Raw genomic sequence first — 22660 nt, 5'->3', positions numbered from 1 at the left:
TGAGCTAGCTTTCATATTCTATGCTTTAATAGTGAGAAGCTTTGGGCGCATACTAATAAAAAAGTTGACACAAGGAGTGGTGAACATGAAAAGAGGGCTTTTTCTGTTGCTGTTTTTTGTGCCTGGTGTTTGTCTAGCAAACGAGCTTCCGCCGCTTCCAGGTAAAACATCCCCTTCTCCTCATAAACTATTCATTTCCAGCGACAGTTATCAGTCTGACAGTTTTGATGTTTGGAATATCGATACGGGTTACGCTTACGAACTTTTTGATTCGGTAGACGTTTATGTCGGTGCGCGAGTCAATAACTCTCCTACCAAAAATCAAAGTGGTTTTTTGAGTGGGATCAGCTATCACTTTAATGATCGTGTCACGCTGAAAAGTACAGTTCGCTCTTACAAGAACGAAACAGCGGAAGGTATTCGCCAAGACGACAGTAGCCTCGCGGCTGAAGTATCAAGTCGCGTAAAAATTACCGATAAACTGGATCTTCACGCGACTCTTGATTACCAAGATTGGCAACAAGGCTTTGAGGTTGGTTTAGGCTTTCGTTTTTAGAAGTCCAGCTTTTGCTTAGAAATCAACACACCGTTCCAGTCCGCGTAAACGTAGTGCTTAGGTTGAACGATTTGGTTTTGCATCGTTAAGGTTACGTTTACCTCTCCTATCCCGCGTTTCTCTGTTTTAAACGGGTTGGTGCCAAGAGCTTGAACGCCAATGTCCATTTGAGATATTTGTGCTACGTCGCGTATTGCACCATAGACAATGATACCTTCCCACCCATTTTCTATTCCGAGTATCGCTAATTGATCGCCGAGTAATGCTCTCTGACACGATCCATGTCCGTCAACAATCAATACTTTACCCGTTCCATCTTCGCCCAGTACTTCACGCACTTTCGAGTTATCGTGATAGCAGCGCACCGTAACGATTTCACCGTAAAAAGCGCTACGTTGACCAAAGTTCTGCAATGGTAAAGTAAGCAAGCTCACTTGGTCTTCAAATTGGTCACAAATATCGGGTGTAATGTCTCTCATATTTCCTCCGTGAATTTTCTCACCCAAGCGGTGCTTCAGTGAGCAGTATCCTTTTCTATACCTTCTATACGAGCCGAGGTTTAATGGAGCCTAACGTATGAAAAACTTTCGGCTGCGAGCACGCAATAAGATAAAGTTGGTCATTAATGACGTAATAAATCGCGTTTTGTTGAAAGTCACTCGCCAATTCAACGGCTACCTCTGGCGACAACTCGACGGCAAAGCTTTCCTCATACCATGTAAAAGCGCTATCACCTACCGTGACAGGCGCGTAATTAACGTGCTGTAGCTGTTTTTCTAACGCGTGATTGTTTATGCTGTTCTCTTCTTTGGACCTCAAGTTACTGTATGGGTTCCAAGCGGTTATCACAGCATAGTTTGAAACACGCCACTCGGCTTCGAATCTGAAAAAAGATTCTGAATAAGCATTCCATAACGATGCGTCTATGTTCTTATTACTTTTTTCTATCATAAGTCTTAAACGATTAATAACAGTTACATTTCATCAATTGATATAAATCAACAAACTGAATGGAATTAACATTTGAGCATTGTTAGCATGCTGTTAACAATATAAAATCCGCTCAATATCTTAGGGTGTTTACGTTTCAGGCCCCACTGAAAGCAGGAAATGAAAGGTAAACAAGCCCTTTAGAATAAACGTCGCCATTGGATACTGGTGAGTTGGCAAAATTCCATGGAGGGCGGATAACTGAAAGAAGTGTTTTTTTGATCAACTTGATTTATTATCAAAATCACATTACCTGTATGTTATATTTTTGCCTAGAATTTATTCTATTAGCACAATTTTGTCACAAATTTAGGTACCGCCAATGCAAACCCCGCAGATTCTTATCGTTGAAGATGAGCAAGTAACTCGTAACACTCTTAAGAGTATTTTTGAAGCAGAGGGATACGCTGTTTTTGAAGCCAGTGACGGTGAAGAGATGCACCAAGTGTTGTCTGATAACTCAGTCAACTTGGTTATTATGGACATTAATCTTCCAGGCAAGAATGGCCTTCTACTAGCGCGTGAATTACGCGAGCAAGCGAACATTGCTTTAATGTTCCTGACAGGCCGTGACAATGAAGTAGACAAGATCCTAGGTCTTGAGATTGGTGCAGATGACTACATCACTAAACCATTCAACCCACGTGAACTAACTATTCGTGCACGTAACCTACTTAGTCGCTCAATGAGCTCTAACGCGGTGCAAGAAGAGAAGCGCTCGGTAGAAAAGTATGAATTCAACGGTTGGGTACTAGACATCAACAGCCGCTCTCTAGTAAGCCCTGCTGGTGATAGCTACAAGCTACCTCGCTCTGAGTTCCGCGCATTACTGCACTTCTGTGAGAACCCGGGTAAGATTCAAACTCGTGCAGATCTTCTTAAGAAGATGACTGGTCGTGAACTTAAGCCACACGACCGTACTGTAGACGTAACGATTCGTCGTATCCGTAAGCACTTTGAGTCTGTTTCAGGTACGCCAGAAATCATCGCCACTATCCACGGCGAAGGTTACCGCTTCTGTGGCGATCTAGAAGACTAGATTTAACCGCTAATATGCAAAGGGCTTGCTCATTGAGCAAGCCCTTTTTGTTTTAGGTCTAACGACTAATGCAACATCATTGCGGTTAATAAACCTTGTTAATCTTCACGTACTTTTCGACTAACCAACGCTGTTTACCCGCATCGTCTAGAAGCACTGCGATATCAACCGATTTTTCTGTGTTCACATCAATGTGAGACGAGAACGCCACCTCCCATCGGCTTTCACTGTGCGTTCGAGTATCTAAAGACGCACTGTCCACCAACCACTCTTTTTGCCCCTGTTTAATAATAAGAGCTTCTGCCGTTAGATTTGCAGGAAGTAACTGATCTCCTTCGAGGTAAAGTGCACCTTGAATACTTTGCTCTTCCACGTCCCCAATATTCGGCATGAGGTTCACCCATAAATTACTTTTGAGCTCAACATTAACCTCATTAATCGTAATCTGACTGTTTTGTTGCCAATTCACATTTGGAACGGAACTACAGCCTGCCATCAATGCCATGGCTAATGCCAATGGTGCGATTCTTTTCATGTTATTTCCTTTGTTCCAACCAACTTTTGAGGACTTGAATATCGTTTTGGTATTCATTTTTGATCTCTTCAACCCAGTCTGAAATGTTTTCCCACCATGCTGGCATATCGGGCGATTGCGCTTTTTGCGCCACACTTTGGATACGTTTCAGGCCAATTGAACCTGCAGCACCTTTGATTTTATGCGCTTCAGAAACAATCCCATCTTGATCTTTCGCTGTCATGTTCGAATCTAAGACATCGATATAGTCTGGCATCATATCTTCAAACATTTTTATGCTGTCGTAGACAGGTTTTGCACCAACAATGTCGACGTAAGACTCTAACATATCCATATCGAGCAAATGTGTCTCAATCACAGGAGAAGGCACTGGCTCTTCCACTGTTTCGGGACCGCTCACCACTTCCTTAGGTTGTTCTAACTGGTGAGCGAAGAATTTATCAATCACTGACTGAATAGCATTCACTGCCAGCGGCTTACTGATCGCATCATCCATGCCGTTATCTAAGTATTCACGACGATCTTTCATTACATTAGCAGTTAAGGCGACCAATGGAGGAAGATTGTTATAATGCTTGCGGTAATAATTGGCGACATCAAAGCCCGTCATATCAGGCAGTTGGATATCCAACAACGCTAAGTCGTATTTTTCTGGCACAAAGTTCACTAACGCTTCTTGGCCCGTCATTGCCACGGTGACAGAGTGCCCTAGGCTCTCTAGTAACGATTTAGCCACAGTTACGTTAAGCTCGATGTCTTCGACCATAAATATGTTGAGGCGCACATTGTCGCGTTTCGCATCAATGACTGGCTCAGCTAGTTCAACAATCGGAACGTGGATCGATACAGTAAAAGTGCTACCAAAGCCTTCCTCACTGGTAACCGTAATGTCACCATCCATCATATTGATCAGTTGCTTAGATACCGCCAAACCAATACCTGTACCGACCGCATGCAGGTTGTCCTTGCCTGATTTCACTTGGTAGTACATCGCAAAGATCTTATCTAGCTCTTCGTCTGGGATACCAATACCTGTGTCTTCCACTTCCATAATAATGGTCGCAAAATCGTCTTCGACATCCGCGCTCACTGTCATCACAACGCCACCTTCCTTGGTGAACTTCATTGCGTTGCTGACCAAGTTCCAAATCACCTGACGTAGACGGGTTGCATCCACTTCAATTGCTTTTGGCAAGTCGCTTAAACGTTCTAAGTCAAAGCGTAACCCTTTTTGTTCCGCCATCAGAGCTGAGATACTCTCAATCTCTGCGACGAAGTCTTCGAAGTTAAGTGGCGCAGGTAATAGTTCTAACTTACGGCGATCAAATTTATCCATATCGATAATATCGTTGAAGATGTTACCTAGAGTAATCGCACTCACATTGATGGTCTGCATGTGTTTACGCTGCTCTTCTGTCAACGGACTATCTAGAAGCATACGACTTAAGCCTACAATGCCATTCAGCGGCGTTCGCAGCTCATGACTGATGGTTGAGATGAAGGTAGTTTTGTCGCGGCTTGCTTTCTCTAACGACTCTTCATGGCGCTTACGTTCAGTGATATCACGACCGAACCCAACGAGACCAAGGTGGCGGCCATCTTTGCTGTAAAATGGCACTTTACGCAGCTCAAAGTAATGCTTGCGACCATCTGGGTATTCGAGCCATTGCTCGTAAGTAATTGCTTGATTATCGGCAAAAACCTTTTGGTCAGTATCAACGATATGCTCGGCGATTTCTTTGCTATACACATCCCAAGGGCTTAATCCGACTAACTGGTGCTCTTTCTTGCCCGTTAGCTCTTCCATCGCGCGGTTACAGCCAGAGAAAACACCATCCGCATTGCGGTAGTAAATTAAGTCTGGTGAGGCATCAATAAATGAACGCAGTAATGCGGTACGTTCTGCCAACTCTAATTGAGTACGTTCGCGTTGGAACACCTCATTTTCGAGGTCTTGCATCGCCTCTTCACGTGCTTCTTCCGCTTTAATACGCTCTTCAATTTCTTGGTTAAGCTTTTCAATGTTTTGTTGAAGTTGGTAATTCAGCTCTTGATCTCGCGAACGCATGTCCTTCAGTTTGGACACCAGCTTAGTTAAACGCTGGCGAGACTCTTCTAGTTGATCGACAACCACAGAGAGGAAGTAAACCGCCCAAGGGGTGATCAATAGACCAAAAAACACCGAACGGACAATGTCGATATCATCTACTCGCCCTTTGAGAGCTAAAGTAATCCCTACCTGCACCACAACAGCTAATGCCACCAGCGCAAGGGCTAGCAAAATAGAGAAGCGAACAATCCCCAGTTTGACTAGCAAGTCGACATAATACTGGGCGAGATTTTTCATGGGTTTCATTAACTACTCCATGGTGGTGGCTAGATAGCGCCATTCGATGATGAAAAACAGGTAAATGCACTCGACCTAACGCAATTTAGGTCTGTTTGATTAGTGAAAAACACACGGTGCGATCTGCTCTTGTGATACGAGATAAAAAGATAAACCAACGAGCGCACAGGCTTGTGTAAGTTTAACGTGTTTAATACGGTGATTTAAACAATCAGCTATCAACTTAGAGCAAGCGGTCACAAAGCGTTAGCAAGAACTGGGGTGAATACAAGTGCGATTACGTCCATCAGCTTTAGCTTGATATAACGCACTGTCAGCCATAGCGATGCCCATTTCGGGTTCATCACCATGCTGAGGAATGTAAGAGACCAGACCGATACTGACGGTAAGGCGTTCAGATGCTTCTGAACTGTCGTGTTCCATATCAAGCTGTAGAATTTTCTCATGAATACGCTGTGCTACGTTGCGCGCACCTTCCGTGGTGGTATTCGGCAAGATAAAACCAAACTCCTCGCCACCATAACGCGCAACACAATCCGAAGAACGATTGATGACTTGTGTAAACACGGTAGCAACACTGACTAACGCTTCATCACCTTGTTGGTGACCGTAACAGTCGTTGTAATCTTTGAAAAAGTCGATGTCACATAACATGATGGTGAGCGGCAGCTTTTCTCTAGCATGGTGGTACCACAATACCTGCAGTTGTTCATCGAAACGGCGTCGGTTCGATACTTGAGTTAAGCTATCCATAAAGCTCAATTTTTCTAACTCTAGGTTGGCTTTTTCCAACTTTTGTTCTGCAAGATAACGCTCAGAAATATCACGCGCCATGATCAGCACACCATTCGTTCCTGATGCTTTATCTTTAAAAGGCGATTTCACCACATCAAACCACGTACTTTTACCATCACTACTCACGACTTTATCTATGTATCGAACTGGCTCTAACTGGCGTAATGCTTCTAAGTCACTGTCTGCTAAGCGCGCGTACATCTCTTTAGGAATCACGTCTTGGAGGCGCTTACCTATCAAATCAGAAATTTTTGAAATTCCTAACGCCTTAACAAAAGGCTGATTACACGCTTGATAGACCATGTTCTCATTGAAAATACCAATAGAGTCCGGACTGGCATCCAGAATCGTTTGTAAGATAGTATCTCTTTGCGCTAGCGCCACCTCTGTATCTTTGCGACGCTCCATTTCATCTCGCAGATTCTGTTGCATCTTGTGCCATTCAGTCACGTCATGACTAATAGACAGCGTACCGATAAGCTCACCACTCGGCGAAACAAGAGAGTTTTGATTGACTTCCAGTAAGCAACTTCGACCTTGTGGATCCGTTGTCCATTTACGTTCGCTTTTTCTGGTCATCTCACCCAAGGTCTTGGATGCGCAAGCTTCTTCCCTTCGCCCTTGCCAGAATTGATCAAATGCTCGATTGGTCGTTAACAGATTGCCTTGGCGGTCTTGGGTACAAATCAGCTCTGAAAGTGAGTCTAATGCCGAACGTGCGATGATTAATTGTGCAAGTTCTTGTTGCTGCTCTTGGTGAGTGGCTTGATATGGCTGAGCATAAAGAATCCAAACTCGATGATTGCGCAATAAACTCTTTCTGCCTGACAGCTCCACTTTAATAGATTCACTATCAGATAGTCGCCAGTCAAAAGCCTGCTGACGAAAATGACTACTAGAGAAGCGATCGAGAAACTGCTCAAGCTCATGAATATCGAATAAAGCAGGATACAAATACCCCGTTCCCAAAGAGCGAATGCCTAATAACTGCATCGCAGCCTGGTTAGATAGCAAGAGCTGAGCATGGCTAGTGTCCACCACTATGACTGGATAGGGAGAATCCGTTACTAGTTGCTTAAGTGACGTCTGAAAGTGCAAATAGATCAGTGCTAACGCGCACACGCCTGCGATTAACAACAAGACGACATAGCCATAACCGCCTTGACCACCCCAAAGCCAATTGAGTAACTGATCCATCGTTTAAACCTTCAAAGAACACTGGTTAAAATATATCAGTTATTTATTGAGCGATCTGCTATTAATTCCGGTTTAGTATAGATAAAGGTATTCCCCGTAAGACTCCCTTGAGCACCATGAGCACTGAGATCTCGACCAATTTCCGTCATCGCTAGCCAACGGTTTTCACACCACAGAGGCGATAATAACGTGGGCCTCCTGGCTGCTGATGAAACGCGATGATAAATCACATCTGGTGGTGTCATACGAATCATTTCACTGGCGATCGCAACATATTCTTCTAATTCAGGGGCTTCTAGCTTTCCAGCACGCCAAGCTTTCGCCATGGTGCTACCTTCGACAATATGCAAGCCATGTAACTTGATGCCATCCGTTCCCACGGCCAACACTTTTTGCAGCGTTTCAATATTTTCGGCGCGGGTTTCTTTGGGTAAACCCACAATTAAGTGAGTACAAACCTTGATTCCGAGTGTTCGAGCACGCTTAGTGATTTCGGCATAACACTCAAAGTCATGACCACGATTGATACGTTTGAGGGTGTCGTTGTTGGCGGTTTGAAGACCTAGTTCTAGCCAAATTTCATAACCTTGCTGTACATAGCCCGACAGTAAATCCAATACCGCATCAGGGACGCAATCAGGACGCGTCCCCACACAAAGACCAACCATGTCTGCAGCCTTTAGTGCTTCCTCATACATGTTTTTGAGAACTTGTACTTCTGCATAGGTACTGGTGTAGGCCTGAAAATAAGCGAGATACTTCTTCGCTCTGTGAATTTCACCTGCGCGATCTTTTAACTGTTCGTGAATGCTTTTTATCTGGACTTCTTCATCTGCAAACGAAGCCACATTGCAAAATGTACATCCTCCCCGCCCAATCGTGCCATCGCGGTTAGGGCAACTAAATCCACCGTGCAATGTTAACTTATGAACCTTTTCACCGTATCGACGCTGAAGATCTTGGCCGATTGTATTGACCAACTCATGTAACTGCATAAATTCTCACCAACAATAAATCGTAATCAATCTCACTACGATCTGTGTAAATAAATTACATCCCTGCAAGAAAAAACACACAATATTAATCAATTCAAACACCCATCATGCAGGTCAAAATCAATAAACTTGCATAATTAAAGACAAAAATCGTTCATGTTGCGTAAATGTTAAACTAAAAATGCATAATTAAACGAAAAAATTGGGTCACAACGCCGACTTTTTCATTGCATTCTGAAGTGACAAAATTGTAGGATACTTACACAACCCCGTTATTTTTGTGACTTTTATTACAAAGCACACTGCGGGATTTGTCGGTGTTATCCCACTCCTACCTATATAAATCACTAGATAGTGATAATAAATAAAGGGATACCACCAAGGATTGTTTTTCTCGCAAAACTTTTCCTGCGAGATACGGAAAGGAATCAAGACCGGTCAACCTAGATCGGTGGCGATAATAAATATAAAGGACAAGACGTAATCAATAGTCTAGGTAGTATTTGCTGCCCGGTACTTTTGCGTCGACATTGAACTGGAAGGATGTATCTATGGTAGATAGAGAGCAAAATCCACAGGGTCTGTACACTCCGGAACTGGAGCATGACGCTTGTGGTATCGGTTTTGTTGCTCACCTTAAAAACCGTAAATCTCATGAAGTAGTGACTCAAGCATTGGATATGCTGGCTCGCATGGAACACCGTGGTGGTCAAGGTTGTGACCCATGCAGCGGTGACGGTGCGGGTATCTTGCTACAAAAACCTCATGAATTCCTATTAGAAGAAGCCGTTAAGCTAGGCATTAAACTGCCTTCGTTTGAAAAGTATGGTGTTGGTGTCGTTCTTTTCCCGAAAGACGAATACAAACGCGAACAATGCCGTGACATTCTAGAACGCAACGCACAGCGTCTAGACCTTGAAGTTATCGGCTACCGCGTATTACCAACCGACAACTCCATGATTGGTGCCGACCCTCTAAGCACAGAGCCTCAATTTGAGCACGTGTTTATCTCCGGCGGCCCTGGCATCACGCCTGAAGAGCTAGAACGCAAACTGTACGTACTTCGTAATTACACCGTACGCGTTTGCCTAGAAAGCGTTTCGAACATTGGTGACGACTTCTACATTAACTCCATGTCTTACAAGACATTAGTGTACAAAGGTCAGTTAACGACTGAGCAAGTACCTCAGTACTTCCTCGATCTGCAAAACCCGACCATGGTGACTGCACTGGCACTGGTACACTCTCGTTTCTCTACCAACACCTTCCCGAAATGGCGTCTTGCACAGCCTTTCCGTTACATTGCCCACAACGGCGAAATCAATACAGTTCGCGGTAACTTGAACTGGATGAAAGCCCGTGAAGCAATCCTAGAATCAGACCTGTTCACTCAGGCTGAAATCGACATGCTTCTTCCAATCTGTCAGGAAGGCAGCTCGGATTCATCTAACTTTGACATGGCACTTGAGCTCCTAGTTCTGTCTGGTCGTAGCCTGCCACACGCATTGATGATGATGATTCCTGAAGCATGGCAAGAAAACAAAAACATGGATCCTAAACGTCGCGCGTTCTATCAGTACCATGCGAACATCATGGAACCATGGGATGGCCCGGCTTCCGTATGTTTTACTGATGGTGTTCAAGTTGGTGCGACACTAGACCGTAACGGTTTGCGCCCTTCTCGCTACACAGTGACCAAAGATAACTTCCTAGTGATGGCATCTGAATCTGGTGTTGTGGATATAGAACCAGAAAACGTTGAGTTCCGTGGTCGCCTACAGCCAGGTCGTATCTTCGTTGCAGACCTAGAACAAGGTCGAATCATCTCTGATGAAGAAGTGAAAGACACCATCGCAACGGCACAGCCTTACGAGAAGTGGGTAGAAGAAAACCTACTGAGCTTGAAGAAGCTGCCAGATGCGAGCAACCAGTTCAGCCAACCTAAGCCAGAACACCTTCTACACCGCCAACAAGCGTTTGGCGTAAGCACTGAAGAAGTGAACGAAATCATCGTTCCAATGGCGAATGACGCGAAAGAACCATTATCAGCAATGGGTGCCGACTGGCCTCTTGCGGTTCTATCTCATCAATCTCAGCACCTTTCAAACTACTTCAAGCAGCTGTTTGCACAAGTAACTAACCCACCGATCGACCCGATCCGTGAGCGCATGGTTATGTCGCTGAACACTTACTTGGGTAAAGACCAAAACCTTCTGACTGAAACACCACTTCACTGTCAGAAAGTAGAATTGGAATCGCCTGTTCTAGCCAACTCTGAGCTTGAAAAATTGCGTGCGATCGATAACGAGCACCTACAAGCGAAAACGTTGGATATCGTATTCCAAGCTAGTGAAGATCAAGGCAAACTTGAGCGTGCATTAAAACGTATCTGCCAATACGCAGAAGACGCGGTTATCGATGGTTATTCAATCATCCTACTCACTGACCGCGCAGTGAATTCAAACCACGCGGCGATCCCAGCAATGCTGGCAGTTGGCGCAGTACACCACCACTTGATCCGTAAAGGTCTACGTGCGAAGTGTGACATCGTGGTTGAAACTGGTGACGCGCGTGAAACGCACCACTTTGCAACGCTACTTGGTTACGGTGCGAATGCGGTTAACCCTTACCTAGTGATTGAAACCATCATTGAACTTCAACGTACGAAGAAGTTGGATCCAGAAGCGAACCCTCGCGATCTGTTCAACAACTACCGTAAAGCGATCAATGGCGGTCTTCTGAAGATCTTCTCGAAGATGGGCATCTCTACGCTACAGTCGTACCATGGTGCGCAAATCTTCGAAGCATTGGGTATCCACAAATCCGTGGTCGACAAATACTTCACAGGGACGGTTTCTCGTATCCAAGGTCTAACCCTTGATGATATCGCCAAAGAAGTACTTATCCGTCACCGCATCGGTTACCCACAACGCGAAATCCCAATTCAAATGCTGGATGTTGGTGGTGTTTACCAATGGAAACAGCGTGGTGAGAAGCACCTATTCAACCCAGAAACCATTTCTCTACTGCAAGAGTCTACGCGCAACAAGAACTACGATCAGTTCAAGCAATACGCGACTGCTGTAGATAAGCAAGGTGACAACGCGGTAACCCTGCGTAGCCAACTTGAGTTCATTAAGAACCCCGCTGGTTCTATCTCTATCGACGACGTCGAGCCAATTGAAAGCATCGTGAAACGCTTCGCGACCGGTGCAATGTCATTCGGTTCTATTTCTTACGAAGCACACTCCACACTGGCTGTTGCGATGAACCGTCTTGGCGCGAAATCGAACTCTGGTGAAGGTGGTGAAGATCCAATGCGTTTCGAGCGCAAAGAGAACGGCGATTGGGAACGCTCTGCAATCAAGCAGGTGGCTTCTGGTCGTTTCGGCGTAACCTCTTACTACCTAACTAACGCTGATGAGCTGCAAATCAAAATGGCTCAAGGTGCGAAGCCAGGTGAAGGTGGTCAGCTACCAGGCGATAAAGTAGATGACTGGATCGGTGCAACGCGTCACTCGACTCCGGGCGTTGGCCTTATCTCTCCACCACCACACCACGATATCTACTCAATCGAAGATTTGGCTCAGCTTATCTACGACTTGAAGAACGCGAACCGCGCAGGCCGTGTAAACGTGAAGCTGGTATCAGAAGCAGGCGTAGGTACGATCGCTTCTGGTGTAGCGAAAGCGAAAGCGGACGTTGTACTAATCGCAGGTTTCGACGGCGGTACAGGTGCATCACCAATGTCTTCAATCCGCCATACAGGTCTTCCTTGGGAACTTGGCTTGGCAGAAACGCACCAAACGCTACTGAAGAACGGTCTACGTAACCGTATCGTGGTTCAAGCGGATGGTCAGATGAAGACACCTCGCGACCTTGCAGTGGCAACACTACTCGGTGCAGAAGAATGGGGCGTGGCAACCGCAGCATTGGTGGTTGAAGGTTGTATCATGATGCGTAAGTGTCATAAGAACACCTGTCCTGTTGGTATCGCGACTCAAAACAAGACACTTCGCGAGCGCTTTGATGGCCGCGTAGAAGACGTCGTAACCTTCTTCCAATACATGGCACAAGGTCTACGTGAAATCATGGCTGAACTTGGCTTCCGCACTATCGATGAGATGGTCGGTCAAGGTCAGAAGCTGAAGATTCGCCAAGACGTTTCTCACTGGAAATACAAGAACCTAGATCTGTCTCCTGTTCTCCACGTTGAGCAACCACGTGAGGCTGATGGTGTATTCAACCAAGCTCAGCAGAACCACAACCTAGAAGAAGTGCTAGACCGCAAACTGATTCAAGCAGCGATTCCTGCACTCGAGAAAGGCGAAGCGGTAAACGCCGAGTTCCCTATCGTCAATACGGACCGCTCTGCAGGTACCATGCTGTCGAACGAAATCTCGAAAGTGTACAAAGATGCCGGTCTACCTCAGCCAATGAATGTGAAGTTCAAAGGTTCTGCGGGTCAGTCATTCGGTGCATTCCTAGCTAAGGGCGTGAAGTTCGAAGTGGAAGGCGATGCGAACGACTACTGGGGTAAAGGCTTATCTGGCGGTACGTTAGTACTTTACCCAGATGCGAAATCAAGCATTGTCGCGGAAGACAACATCGTGGTTGGTAACGTGTGTTTCTACGGTGCAACTTCGGGTGAGTCTTTCATTCGCGGTATGGCTGGTGAACGTTTCTGTGTTCGTAACTCAGGCGCGAAAGTAGTAGTAGAAGGCGTCGGTGACCACGGTTGTGAATACATGACTGGCGGTGCAGCCATCATCCTTGGGTCAACAGGTCGTAACTTTGCCGCAGGTATGAGTGGTGGCGTGGCTTACGTATGGGATAAATCAGGTGACTTTGAGTCAAAACTGAACCCAGAGTTAGTAGACCTAGATCCAATCGAGAAAGAAGACAGAGATCTATTACTCGACATGCTAACTAAGCATGTTCAATTCACAGGAAGTGAAGTCGCTCAGTCTTTCCTAGACAACTTTGAAGTTAGCCTAGCCTCTATGGTTAAGGTAATGCCGCGTGACTACAAAGCGGTTCTTCAAAAGCGTAAAGCTGAAGCACTGTCTCAAGGAAACGAAACTCAAGTGGAGGCCGTATAATGGGTAAGCCTACTGGATTTTTAGAGCATGGTCGTGAACTACCACAGAAGATCGACCCAGCTGAACGCATCAAGAACAACAAAGAGTTCGTTCTGAACGAGGAGTTTGGTGACAAGATCAATACTCAGGCTTCTCGTTGTATGGATTGTGGTGTGCCGTTTTGTCATAACGGCTGCCCTATCGGTAACATCATCCCAGAATTTAACGACGCGGTTTATCGTGATAGCTGGGAAGAAGCATGGAACATTCTAAGCTCAACCAATAACTTCCCAGAGTTCACTGGTCGTGTTTGCCCTGCTCCATGTGAAAGTGCTTGTGTACTTGGCATCAACCAAGATCCAATCACTATCTGTAATATCGAGAAAACCATCGTAGAAACGGCGTATCGTGAAGGGTACGCCAAGCCAAAAACGCCACGTTCTCGCACTGGTAAAACGGTGGCGATCATTGGTTCTGGACCTGCTGGTCTTGCGGCTGCTGAGCAGCTAAACAGCGCAGGCCATACCGTGACAGTATTCGAGCGAGACGAAAAAGTGGGCGGTCTGCTACGTTTTGGTATCCCAGACTTTAAACTGAGCATGGAAGTCATTGATCGCAAGATCAATCTAATGGCAGAAGCTGGCATTGAGTTTAAAGTAAACCAACACGTCGGTGTTGATGTAAATGCTCAGCAACTGCGTCAAGAATTCGATGTGGTTCTACTGACGGGAGGCTCAACAGTTCCACGTGATTTGCCAGTTCCGGGTCGTGAGCTCAAAGGCGTTCACTTCGCAATGGAATTCCTAGGTCAAAACAACCGCCGTGCAAATAACATGGACCTAAAAACGGAAGAGATTCACGCAAAAGGTAAGCATGTGGTTGTCATTGGTGGTGGTGATACCGGTTCAGACTGTGTAGGTACGTCAAACCGTCACGGCGCAGCAAGCGTAACTCAAGTAGAAATCATGCCGATTCCACCAGAGAAGCGCCCAGCCAATATGCCTTGGCCTCAATACCCAATGATCCTACGTACTTCGACCTCTCATGAAGAAGGTGTCGATCGTCACTGGAACATCCTGACCAAAGAGTTCATCGGAAATGACAAAGATGAAGTCACAGGCCTTCGTCTTGCTGATATCGTTTGGCAAGATGCAAAACCAGGCGAGCGCCCAAGCTTCAAAGAAGTAGAAGGCAGCGAGCGTGTGATTCCATGTGATATGGCACTTCTAGCGATGGGCTTCCTACACCCTGAACCAACAGGCGTACTTGCTCAACTGGATATCGCACTAGACGATCGCGGTAACGTAGCAACTCAAGATTTTGCTACTAACCAAGAAGGCGTATTTGCTGCTGGTGATATGCGAACAGGCCAATCTTTGGTGGTTCGTTGTATCAATGAAGGCCGCGAATGTGCCCGTGCTATCGATGATTATCTAATGGGTGGCACAAACCTAGAAGCAAAAGCAGATTCACTGATGCTTTCTGCTTAACGAAGCAGTCATGCTTCTCTCTTTCAATTGCCTAATAGCCATCAGCAATATCGATGGCTATCGGTGAAGAAAGAAAACAATTCCTTCCAATCTTTCTATTTTGACCAGCATTTTATGCTGGTCTTTTTTATCTCCCACAGAATCAAATGTTACTTTTTTGTAACAATCAATTTTCTATCTATTTGAAATTATTAAACTATTTTAACTTATTAAATGGTAAATCGTATATTCACGTGATGATCCACTAATAACTTGACCTTTTTTACAATAAGCTATAGCTTGTGAAGTTGATGAAAATAAAACACTCAAAAAATGTTAAATATTTCACAACTTTTACTGAATAATTATACATAAAGCTATAAAGATGACGCATAGTTAGTCATCGATATCAACGTAAGCAGTGTTGATATATCTGTCGGGATGACGGATAAGCAAAGGGAGAATTGCAATGGCTCTTTATGATCCAAGTCTTGAGAAAGACAACTGTGGATTTGGCTTGATCGCGCATATGGAAGGCGAACAAAGCCACAAGCTGGTACGTACAGCAATTTCTGCACTTGACCGCATGACTCACCGTGGTGGTATCGCCGCCGATGGTAAAACTGGTGATGGTTGTGGTCTTCTATTACAAAAGCCCGATTCCTATTTACGTCTTATTGCCGAAGAAAATGGTTTCAACCTTGGCAAGCAATACGCCGTAGGGATGATTTTCTTCAACCAAGATCCAGTCAAAGCTCAACTCGCTAAAGACATCGTCAACAAAGAACTGGCGCAAGAGACGCTAACTGTGGCTGGTTGGCGTGAAGTACCAACTAATTCAGAAGTACTCGGTCCAATTGCGGCCAACTCGCTTCCAAATATTCAGCAAGTCTTTATCTCTGCACCGGCAGGTTGGCGCGAACGCGACATTGAACGTCGTCTCTACATCGCACGCCGTCGCATCGAGAAACAAATCACCGAAGATCCGGATTTCTACATCTGTAGCTTATCGACTCAAGTTTTGGTGTACAAAGGCCTATGCATGCCTGCGGACTTACCGCGCTTTTATCTTGATCTTGCCGATCTACGTATGGAATCTGCTATCTGTCTGTTCCACCAGCGTTTTTCTACCAACACTCAACCGCGTTGGCCATTAGCTCAACCGTTCCGCTACCTTGCTCATAATGGTGAGATCAATACCATTGAAGGTAACCGACAATGGGCACGCGCTCGTGCTTACAAGTTCTCGTCACCACTGCTGCCTGACCTACAAACTGCAGCACCGTTTGTGAACGAGACAGGCTCAGACTCGTCTAGCCTAGATAATATGCTAGATCTCTTTTTAGCTGGCGGCATGGATATCTTCCGTGCCATGCGTATGCTTGTGCCGCCAGCATGGCAAAACCACCCTGACATGGATCCGGATTTGCGTGCGTTTTACGATTTCAACTCCAAACACATGGAACCATGGGATGGCCCAGCAGGTATCGTACTGTCCGATGGTCGTTATGCTGCTTGTAACCTAGACCGAAACGGTCTACGTCCTGCGCGTTATGTAATTACCAAAGACAAGTTGATCACTCTGGCGTCTGAGGTAGGGATTTGGAATTACGCCCCAGATGAAGTTGCCAAAAAAGGTCGTGTAGGTCCGGGGGAATTGCTCGTCATCGACACTCGTAAAGGTAAGCTTTGGCAATCTAGCGAGATCGATAATGACCTGAAATCTCGTCACCCTTATCGCGAATGGATGGAGAACAACGTTCGCAAACTAACACCGTTCTCTCAGCTGCCTGAAGATCAAGTAGGTGAGCGCAGCTTTGATGAAGACTTGCTTAAGACTTATCAAAAGCAGTTTGCTATGAGCAATGAAGAAGTCGATCAAGTATTGCGTGTCCTCGGTGATATGGGGCAAGAAGCCGTTGGTTCGATGGGTGATGACACCCCGATGGCGGTTCTTTCTTCGAAAGAGCGCTTGGTGACTGATTACTTCCGTCAGAAGTTCGCGCAGGTCACCAACCCACCAATCGATCCACTGCGTGAGAAACACGTCATGTCGCTGGCGACCAGCATCGGCCAGGAGATGAACGTCTTCTGTGAAACCGATGGCCACGCGCATCGTGTAACCTTTGATTCTCCAGTACTGCTCTATTCAGACATGCAGCAACTACTAGAGCTGAGTGACGATCATTACCGTAATACCATTCTCGATATCAACTACGATCCACAACAGAAAGATCTCAAACAAGCCATTGATGATCTGTGTGAGCAAGCAGAACAAGTGGTGCGTGAAGGCACGGTTCTAGTCGTGCTTTCAGATCGCGCTTTAGTCAAAGGCAAGCTGCCAATTCCTGCAGCAATGGCAGTCGGCGCCGTTCAAACTCGTCTGATTGACGCGAACTTACGTTGCGATGCCAACATTGTTGTCGAAACCGCAACAGCCCGTGATCCACACCAATTTGCCGTCTTACTTGGTTTTGGTGCCACTGCGGTTTACCCATACCTTGCTTATGAAGCGTTAGGTAAACTGATTGATGATAAAGCACTAGAGAAAGACTACCGCGATGTGATGCAAAACTACCAATACGGCATCAACAAAGGCCTGTACAAGATCATGTCGAAAATGGGGATCTCAACCATCGCCTCTTACCGCTGCTCACAACTGTTTGAAGCAGTTGGCTTGAGCCAAAATGTGGTCGATCTGTGTTTTAAAGGCGTCACAACTCGAATTGAAGGCGCGAATTTTGACGACTTCCAGCAAGATCTTACAAACTTATCTCGTAAAGCATGGGCGAAACGCAAATCGATTGATCATGGCGGCTTGTTAAAGTACGTCCATGGAGGTGAGTATCATGCTTACAACCCGGATGTCGTCGGCACGCTGCAACAGGCCGTTAAATCTGGCGAAAGTAACGACTATCAGAGCTTTGCTAAGCAGGTAAACCAACGCCCTGTTGCCATGCTGCGTGACTTAATGTCGCTGAAAAAATCAGACTCACCGCTGCCACTTGAGCAAATAGAACCACGCACTGAACTGTTCAAACGCTTTGACTCAGCGGCAATGTCCATTGGCGCACTTAGCCCAGAAGCGCATGAAGCACTTGCAACGGCGATGAACCGTCTTGGTGGTTACTCTAACTCGGGTGAAGGCGGTGAAGATCCTCGCCGTTTCGGTACTGAGCGTAACTCACGTATCAAACAGATTGCTTCTGGCCGATTTGGTGTAACGCCGCATTACCTGACTAATGCGGATGTACTGCAAATCAAGGTGGCACAAGGTGCGAAACCGGGTGAAGGTGGACAGCTACCAGGACACAAAGTCACCGCAGAAATCGCAAAACTGCGTTATTCGGTACAAGGCGTGACTCTGATCTCCCCTCCTCCGCATCACGATATCTATTCGATTGAAGATTTGGCCCAACTGATCTTCGACCTTAAACAAGTCAACCCGAATGCGCTGGTTTCGGTAAAACTCGTCTCCGAGCCAGGTGTCGGCACCATCGCAACGGGTGTAGCCAAGGCTTACGCTGATCTTATTACCATTTCGGGTTACGACGGTGGTACCGCAGCAAGCCCATTAACTTCGGTAAAATACGCTGGTAGCCCTTGGGAGTTGGGGTTGGCAGAGACACAACAAGCTCTGGTTGCTAATGGTCTGCGTCATAAGATCCGCCTACAGGTAGACGGTGGTCTAAAGACTGGTTTAGACGTAGTTAAAGCCGCAATTTTAGGTGCAGAAAGCTTCGGTTTTGGTACTGCGCCAATGGTCGCTATGGGTTGTAAGTTCCTACGAATTTGTCACCTCAACAACTGTGCAACTGGGGTTGCGACTCAAGACGAGACACTGCGTAAAGAATACTTCAAAGGTCTACCAGAAATGGTGATGAATTACTTCATCGGCCTGGCAGACGAAGTGCGCGGATTACTCGCCGAACTTGGCGTTGAAAAGCTGACGGACTTGATTGGTCGTACCGATTTACTTGAGGCAGTAGAGGGATTTACAGCGAAACAGACCAAGCTGGATCTATCCAATATTCTAGAAGCTCCAGTATCACCTGAGGGCCATCCGCTATTTTGGACAGAGCCAAACAAACCGTTTGATAAAGCTGAGCTCAACCAAAAGATCGTTGATGATGCCATGCATGCGGTCGAAAACAGTCAATCGGCAAGTTTCTTCTACAATGTCATCAACACTGATCGTTCTGTTGGTGCACGCTTATCTGGCGAAATAGCAAAACGCTATGGCAACCAAGGGTTGGCGGCTTCCCCTATCAAAATCTATCTTGACGGCACCGCAGGCCAGTCCTTTGGTGTTTGGAACGCAGGTGGTGTAGAGCTTTACCTCACGGGCGATGCGAACGACTACGTGGGCAAAGGCATGGCGGGTGGTAAAGTGGTTATCAAACCTCACCTTGGCACTGCATTTAAGTGTAATGAAGCAACCATCATTGGTAACACCTGTCTGTACGGCGCGACCGGCGGTAAACTATTTGCAGCCGGTAAAGCAGGTGAGCGTTTCGGCGTACGAAACTCAGGTACGATAGCCGTCATTGAAGGTGCTGGCGATAACGCTTGTGAGTACATGACTGGCGGTATTGTTGCCATTCTTGGTGCGACAGGTGTGAACTTTGGCGCGGGTATGACTGGAGGCTTTGCCTATGTTCTGGATGAGAACCAAAGCTTTGAAGGTCGAGTTAATACTGAGTCTGTCGAAGCCATCTCATTGTCCGATCTTTACATCCACCAAGAACATTTGCGTGGCCTAATTGCGGAACACCTTGAAGAAACAGGGTCGAGTCATGCTGAAAATATTTTGGCGAACTTTGATGAATGGATTCCAAAGTTCTATTTGGTGAAACCACAAGCGGCAGATCTTCGCACGCTACTTGGTCACCAGAGCCGCAGTGCCGCAGAGCTGCGTGTTCAAGCACAGTAATCATGGAGGATGTTTGAATCATGAGCCAGAACGTTTATCAATTTATCGATGTGCATCGTGTAGATCCTGCGAAAAAGCCTATCAAAGTTCGTAAGATCGAGTTCGTTGAAATCTATGAACCGTTCACTAAACAACAGGCGACTGCACAAGCGGATCGCTGCTTAGATTGTGGCAACCCATATTGTGAATGGAAATGCCCAGTCCACAACTACATCCCTCAATGGTTAAAACTTGCCAATGAAGGTCGTATTCTTGAAGCGGTTGAACTATCGCATCAAACCAACAGCCTACCGGAAGTATGTGGGCGCGTTTGTCCTCAAGACCGCCTATGTGAAGGTTCATGCACGCTTAATGATGACTTTGGTGCCGTCACCATCGGTAACATAGAAAAGTACATTACCGACAAAGCGTTTGAAATGGGCTGGAAGCCAGATATGTCCAAGGTGGAGTGGACCGATAAAAAGGTCGCAATCATTGGAGCAGGCCCAGCTGGCTTGGCTGCCGCAGATATCCTAGTGCGCAATGGCGTTAAGCCCGTCGTGTTTGACCGCTACCCTGAAATTGGAGGCCTTCTGACCTTCGGCATTCCTTCATTCAAGCTTGAAAAAGGCGTGATGGAAAACCGCCGCCGTGTGTTCACTGAAATGGGCGTCGAGTTCCGCATGAACATGGAAGTAGGCAAAGATGTCCAAATGCAAGAGCTACTTGATGAATACGATGCTGTTTTCTTGGGCGTTGGCACCTATAAATACATGCGTGCAGGTCTAGATAATGAAGATGCGCCGGGTGTGTATGACGCGCTGCCATTTTTAGTTTCGAACACCTACAAAGTCATGGGTCTTGAGAGTAACCAACCCTTTATCGATATGGCAGGAAAGAAAGTCGTCGTACTGGGTGGTGGTGATACCGCAATGGACTGCGTTCGTACCTCAATTCGCCAAGGAGCCTCCAACGTAGTTTGTGCTTATCGTCGTGATGAGGCCAACATGCCAGGCTCTCGTCGCGAGGTAAAAAACGCAAAGGAAGAAGGCGTGAAGTTCATGTTCAACCTTCAGCCTTTGGGAGTTGAAGTGGATGCGTCAGGCAAAGTCTCGGGGGTCAAAGTGGTGAAAACCGCACTTGGTGAACCTGATGAAGCGGGTCGCCGACGTCCAGAGCCCGTTGAAGGCAGCGAGCACGTTCTACCAGCAGACGTTGTTATCATGGCGTTTGGTTTCCAGCCGCACAAAATGGACTGGTTAGCACCGTTTGATGTCGATTTGGATCAATGGGGTCGTATCAAAGCCCCAGCGAAGCAAGAGTTCCAGTTCCAGACCAGCAACGAAAAGATCTTCGCGGGTGGCGATGCGGTACGAGGTTCTGATCTTGTCGTAACCGCAATTGATGAAGGACGAAAAGCGGCAGAAGGCATTCTCGATTACCTCGAAGTTTAATCACTGTTAACGTCTCAAAAAGGATCCTACTATTGGATCCTTTTTTCTTTTATTACATATAATTAAATTCCTATGATAAGGGATAAAACCAATGAAAAAAGCCGCTCTCCTTTCCATTACTTTGCTCGGCTTAACCGCTTGTAGCCAAGGAGTCAAAACCATGACGGATCGTTCTCAATCACCTTGTGGTGACAAACCAAACTGCGTCTCCACCCAAGACACGCGAGAAAAATACAACCTAACGCCATTCATCTTAGTGGATTCAGCGAACATCGACGCTATTGAGCAAGTTGCGCTTGAACTGCCAGGCGCGAAAACCGCGGTGAAAGAAAGCAACTACCTTCGTATCGAGTGCACATCTAAAATCATGCGCTTCGTGGATGACCTCGAACTAAAAATAGCAGGAGACCAACTGATTGTGCGCTCGGAGTCTCGTGTGGGCTACTCTGACTTTGGCGTAAACAGAAAGCGCGCCGATCAATTACGAGAAAAGCTCACTCAAGCTAAGCTCATCAAATAGAAAACTGCCAACGGGGAGTGCTATACTCTCGGCCAACTAAAATATTTACCCAAAGAGAGTGTTATGAAAGTTGGTATCATCGGTGCGATGGAACAAGAAGTGACCATCCTGAAGCAAGCAATTACAAACTGCAAAACTGTAAATAAAGCAGGTTGTACGTTTTTCTCTGGTCAAATTAACGATGTTGAAGTCGTCGTACTACAATCGGGCATCGGTAAAGTTGCAGCGGCAGTGGGCACGACAATCCTTCTTGATGAATACCAACCAGACGTGGTGATTAACACAGGCTCTGCTGGCGGTTTCGATTCAAGCTTAAACCTTGGCGATGTAGTTATCTCTACAGAAGTTCGTCATCACGATGCAGACGTAACCGCTTTTGGTTATGAGATTGGCCAAATGGCCGGTCAACCAGCTGCATTCAAAGCGGATGACAAGCTAATGGACTTAGCCGAAAAAGCCCTATCACAAATGGAAAACACTCATGCGGTTCGCGGCCTAATTTGTACTGGCGATGCGTTTGTTTGTACTGCTGAGCGTCAAGAGTTTATTCGTAAACACTTCCCGTCAGTTATCGCTGTAGAAATGGAAGCATCTGCTATCGCTCAAACTTGTCATCAATTCAACACTCCGTTTGTTGTTGTGCGTGCAATCTCTGATGTCGCTGATAAAGAATCACCAATGAGCTTTGATGAGTTCCTGCCTCTAGCAGCAAAAAGCTCTTCCGAAATGGTATTCAAAATGCTGGAACTCATTAAGTAAACGACTCATTC

General features: G+C 46.2%; 14 protein-coding genes. 8 read left to right on the top strand and 6 right to left on the bottom strand.

The annotated features are described in order from the left end of the window. The first annotated feature begins 85 nt into the window (after positions 1-85). Positions 86-556 (top strand): hypothetical protein, encoded by a 471-nt coding sequence (locus R7R24_RS14850; protein ID WP_005381821.1) that lies wholly within the window; start codon positions 86-88, stop codon positions 554-556. On the opposite strand, the gene R7R24_RS14845 is transcribed toward R7R24_RS14850, so the two are convergent. Together R7R24_RS14845 and R7R24_RS14840 are read right to left on the bottom strand one after the other, a co-directional pair. Continuing rightward, complete coding sequence (locus R7R24_RS14845) at positions 553-1035, bottom strand: putative 4-hydroxy-4-methyl-2-oxoglutarate aldolase (RefSeq protein ID WP_005381822.1); 483 nt, start codon at positions 1033-1035, stop codon at positions 553-555. The genes R7R24_RS14850 and R7R24_RS14845 overlap by 4 nt on opposite strands. 64 nt (positions 1036-1099) lie before the next feature. Further along, positions 1100-1507, bottom strand: coding sequence for a DUF3293 domain-containing protein (locus tag R7R24_RS14840; protein ID WP_005381823.1), 408 nt, complete (start codon positions 1505-1507; stop codon positions 1100-1102). 361 nt (positions 1508-1868) lie between these two features. On the opposite strand from R7R24_RS14840, the gene arcA reads away from it, so the two are divergent. Further along, a complete protein-coding gene (arcA, locus tag R7R24_RS14835; RefSeq protein WP_005381824.1) occupies positions 1869-2585 on the top strand; it encodes a two-component system response regulator ArcA in 717 nt (238 codons plus the stop codon). A gap of 85 nt (positions 2586-2670) precedes the next feature. On the opposite strand, the gene R7R24_RS14830 is transcribed toward arcA, so the two are convergent. From R7R24_RS14830 to R7R24_RS14815, 4 genes are all read right to left on the bottom strand, one after another. Continuing rightward, positions 2671-3120 (bottom strand): hypothetical protein, encoded by a 450-nt coding sequence (locus R7R24_RS14830; RefSeq protein ID WP_005381825.1) that lies wholly within the window; start codon positions 3118-3120, stop codon positions 2671-2673. A gap of 1 nt (position 3121) precedes the next feature. After that, positions 3122-5476, bottom strand: a complete 2355-nt coding sequence (gene arcB / locus R7R24_RS14825) for an aerobic respiration two-component sensor histidine kinase ArcB (protein ID WP_005381826.1) — start codon at positions 5474-5476, stop codon at positions 3122-3124. 237 nt (positions 5477-5713) lie between these two features. Beyond that, entirely contained in the window at positions 5714-7459 is a 1746-nt protein-coding gene (locus R7R24_RS14820; RefSeq protein WP_017633632.1) for a GGDEF domain-containing protein, read from the bottom strand. A 35-nt stretch (positions 7460-7494) separates the two neighbouring features. After that, positions 7495-8454, bottom strand: a complete 960-nt coding sequence (locus tag R7R24_RS14815; RefSeq protein ID WP_017633631.1) for a TIGR01212 family radical SAM protein — start codon at positions 8452-8454, stop codon at positions 7495-7497. A gap of 551 nt (positions 8455-9005) precedes the next feature. On the opposite strand from R7R24_RS14815, the gene gltB (R7R24_RS14810) reads away from it, so the two are divergent. The 6 genes from gltB (R7R24_RS14810) (at position 9006) to mtnN (ending at position 22649) form a co-directional block, all read left to right on the top strand. After that, on the top strand, positions 9006-13556 hold the full coding sequence (gene gltB, locus R7R24_RS14810; RefSeq protein ID WP_054578515.1) for a glutamate synthase large subunit: 4551 nt from the start codon (positions 9006-9008) through the stop codon (positions 13554-13556). Further along, positions 13556-15025 (top strand): glutamate synthase subunit beta, encoded by a 1470-nt coding sequence (locus tag R7R24_RS14805; RefSeq protein WP_054578514.1) that lies wholly within the window; start codon positions 13556-13558, stop codon positions 15023-15025. Before gltB (R7R24_RS14810) ends, R7R24_RS14805 begins: the two co-directional genes overlap by 1 nt. A gap of 448 nt (positions 15026-15473) precedes the next feature. Next, positions 15474-19937, top strand: a complete 4464-nt coding sequence (gene gltB, locus R7R24_RS14800; RefSeq protein ID WP_054578513.1) for a glutamate synthase large subunit — start codon at positions 15474-15476, stop codon at positions 19935-19937. A 20-nt stretch (positions 19938-19957) separates the two neighbouring features. Continuing rightward, positions 19958-21370 (top strand): FAD-dependent oxidoreductase, encoded by a 1413-nt coding sequence (locus R7R24_RS14795; RefSeq protein WP_054578512.1) that lies wholly within the window; start codon positions 19958-19960, stop codon positions 21368-21370. 91 nt (positions 21371-21461) lie between these two features. Beyond that, a complete protein-coding gene (locus R7R24_RS14790) occupies positions 21462-21890 on the top strand; it encodes a DUF1499 domain-containing protein (protein WP_017633627.1) in 429 nt (142 codons plus the stop codon). 63 nt (positions 21891-21953) lie between these two features. Then, the gene (gene mtnN / locus R7R24_RS14785) at positions 21954-22649 is read left to right on the top strand and encodes a 5'-methylthioadenosine/S-adenosylhomocysteine nucleosidase (RefSeq protein ID WP_054578511.1); all 696 of its coding nucleotides are present in this window, start codon (positions 21954-21956) and stop codon (positions 22647-22649) included. The last annotated feature ends 11 nt before the right edge of the window (positions 22650-22660 follow it).

It is taken from the genome of Vibrio sp. 704, assembly GCF_033339295.1.
The sequence above is the reverse complement of the archived record's forward strand: the minus strand, read 5'-3'. Positions and strand labels throughout refer to the sequence as shown.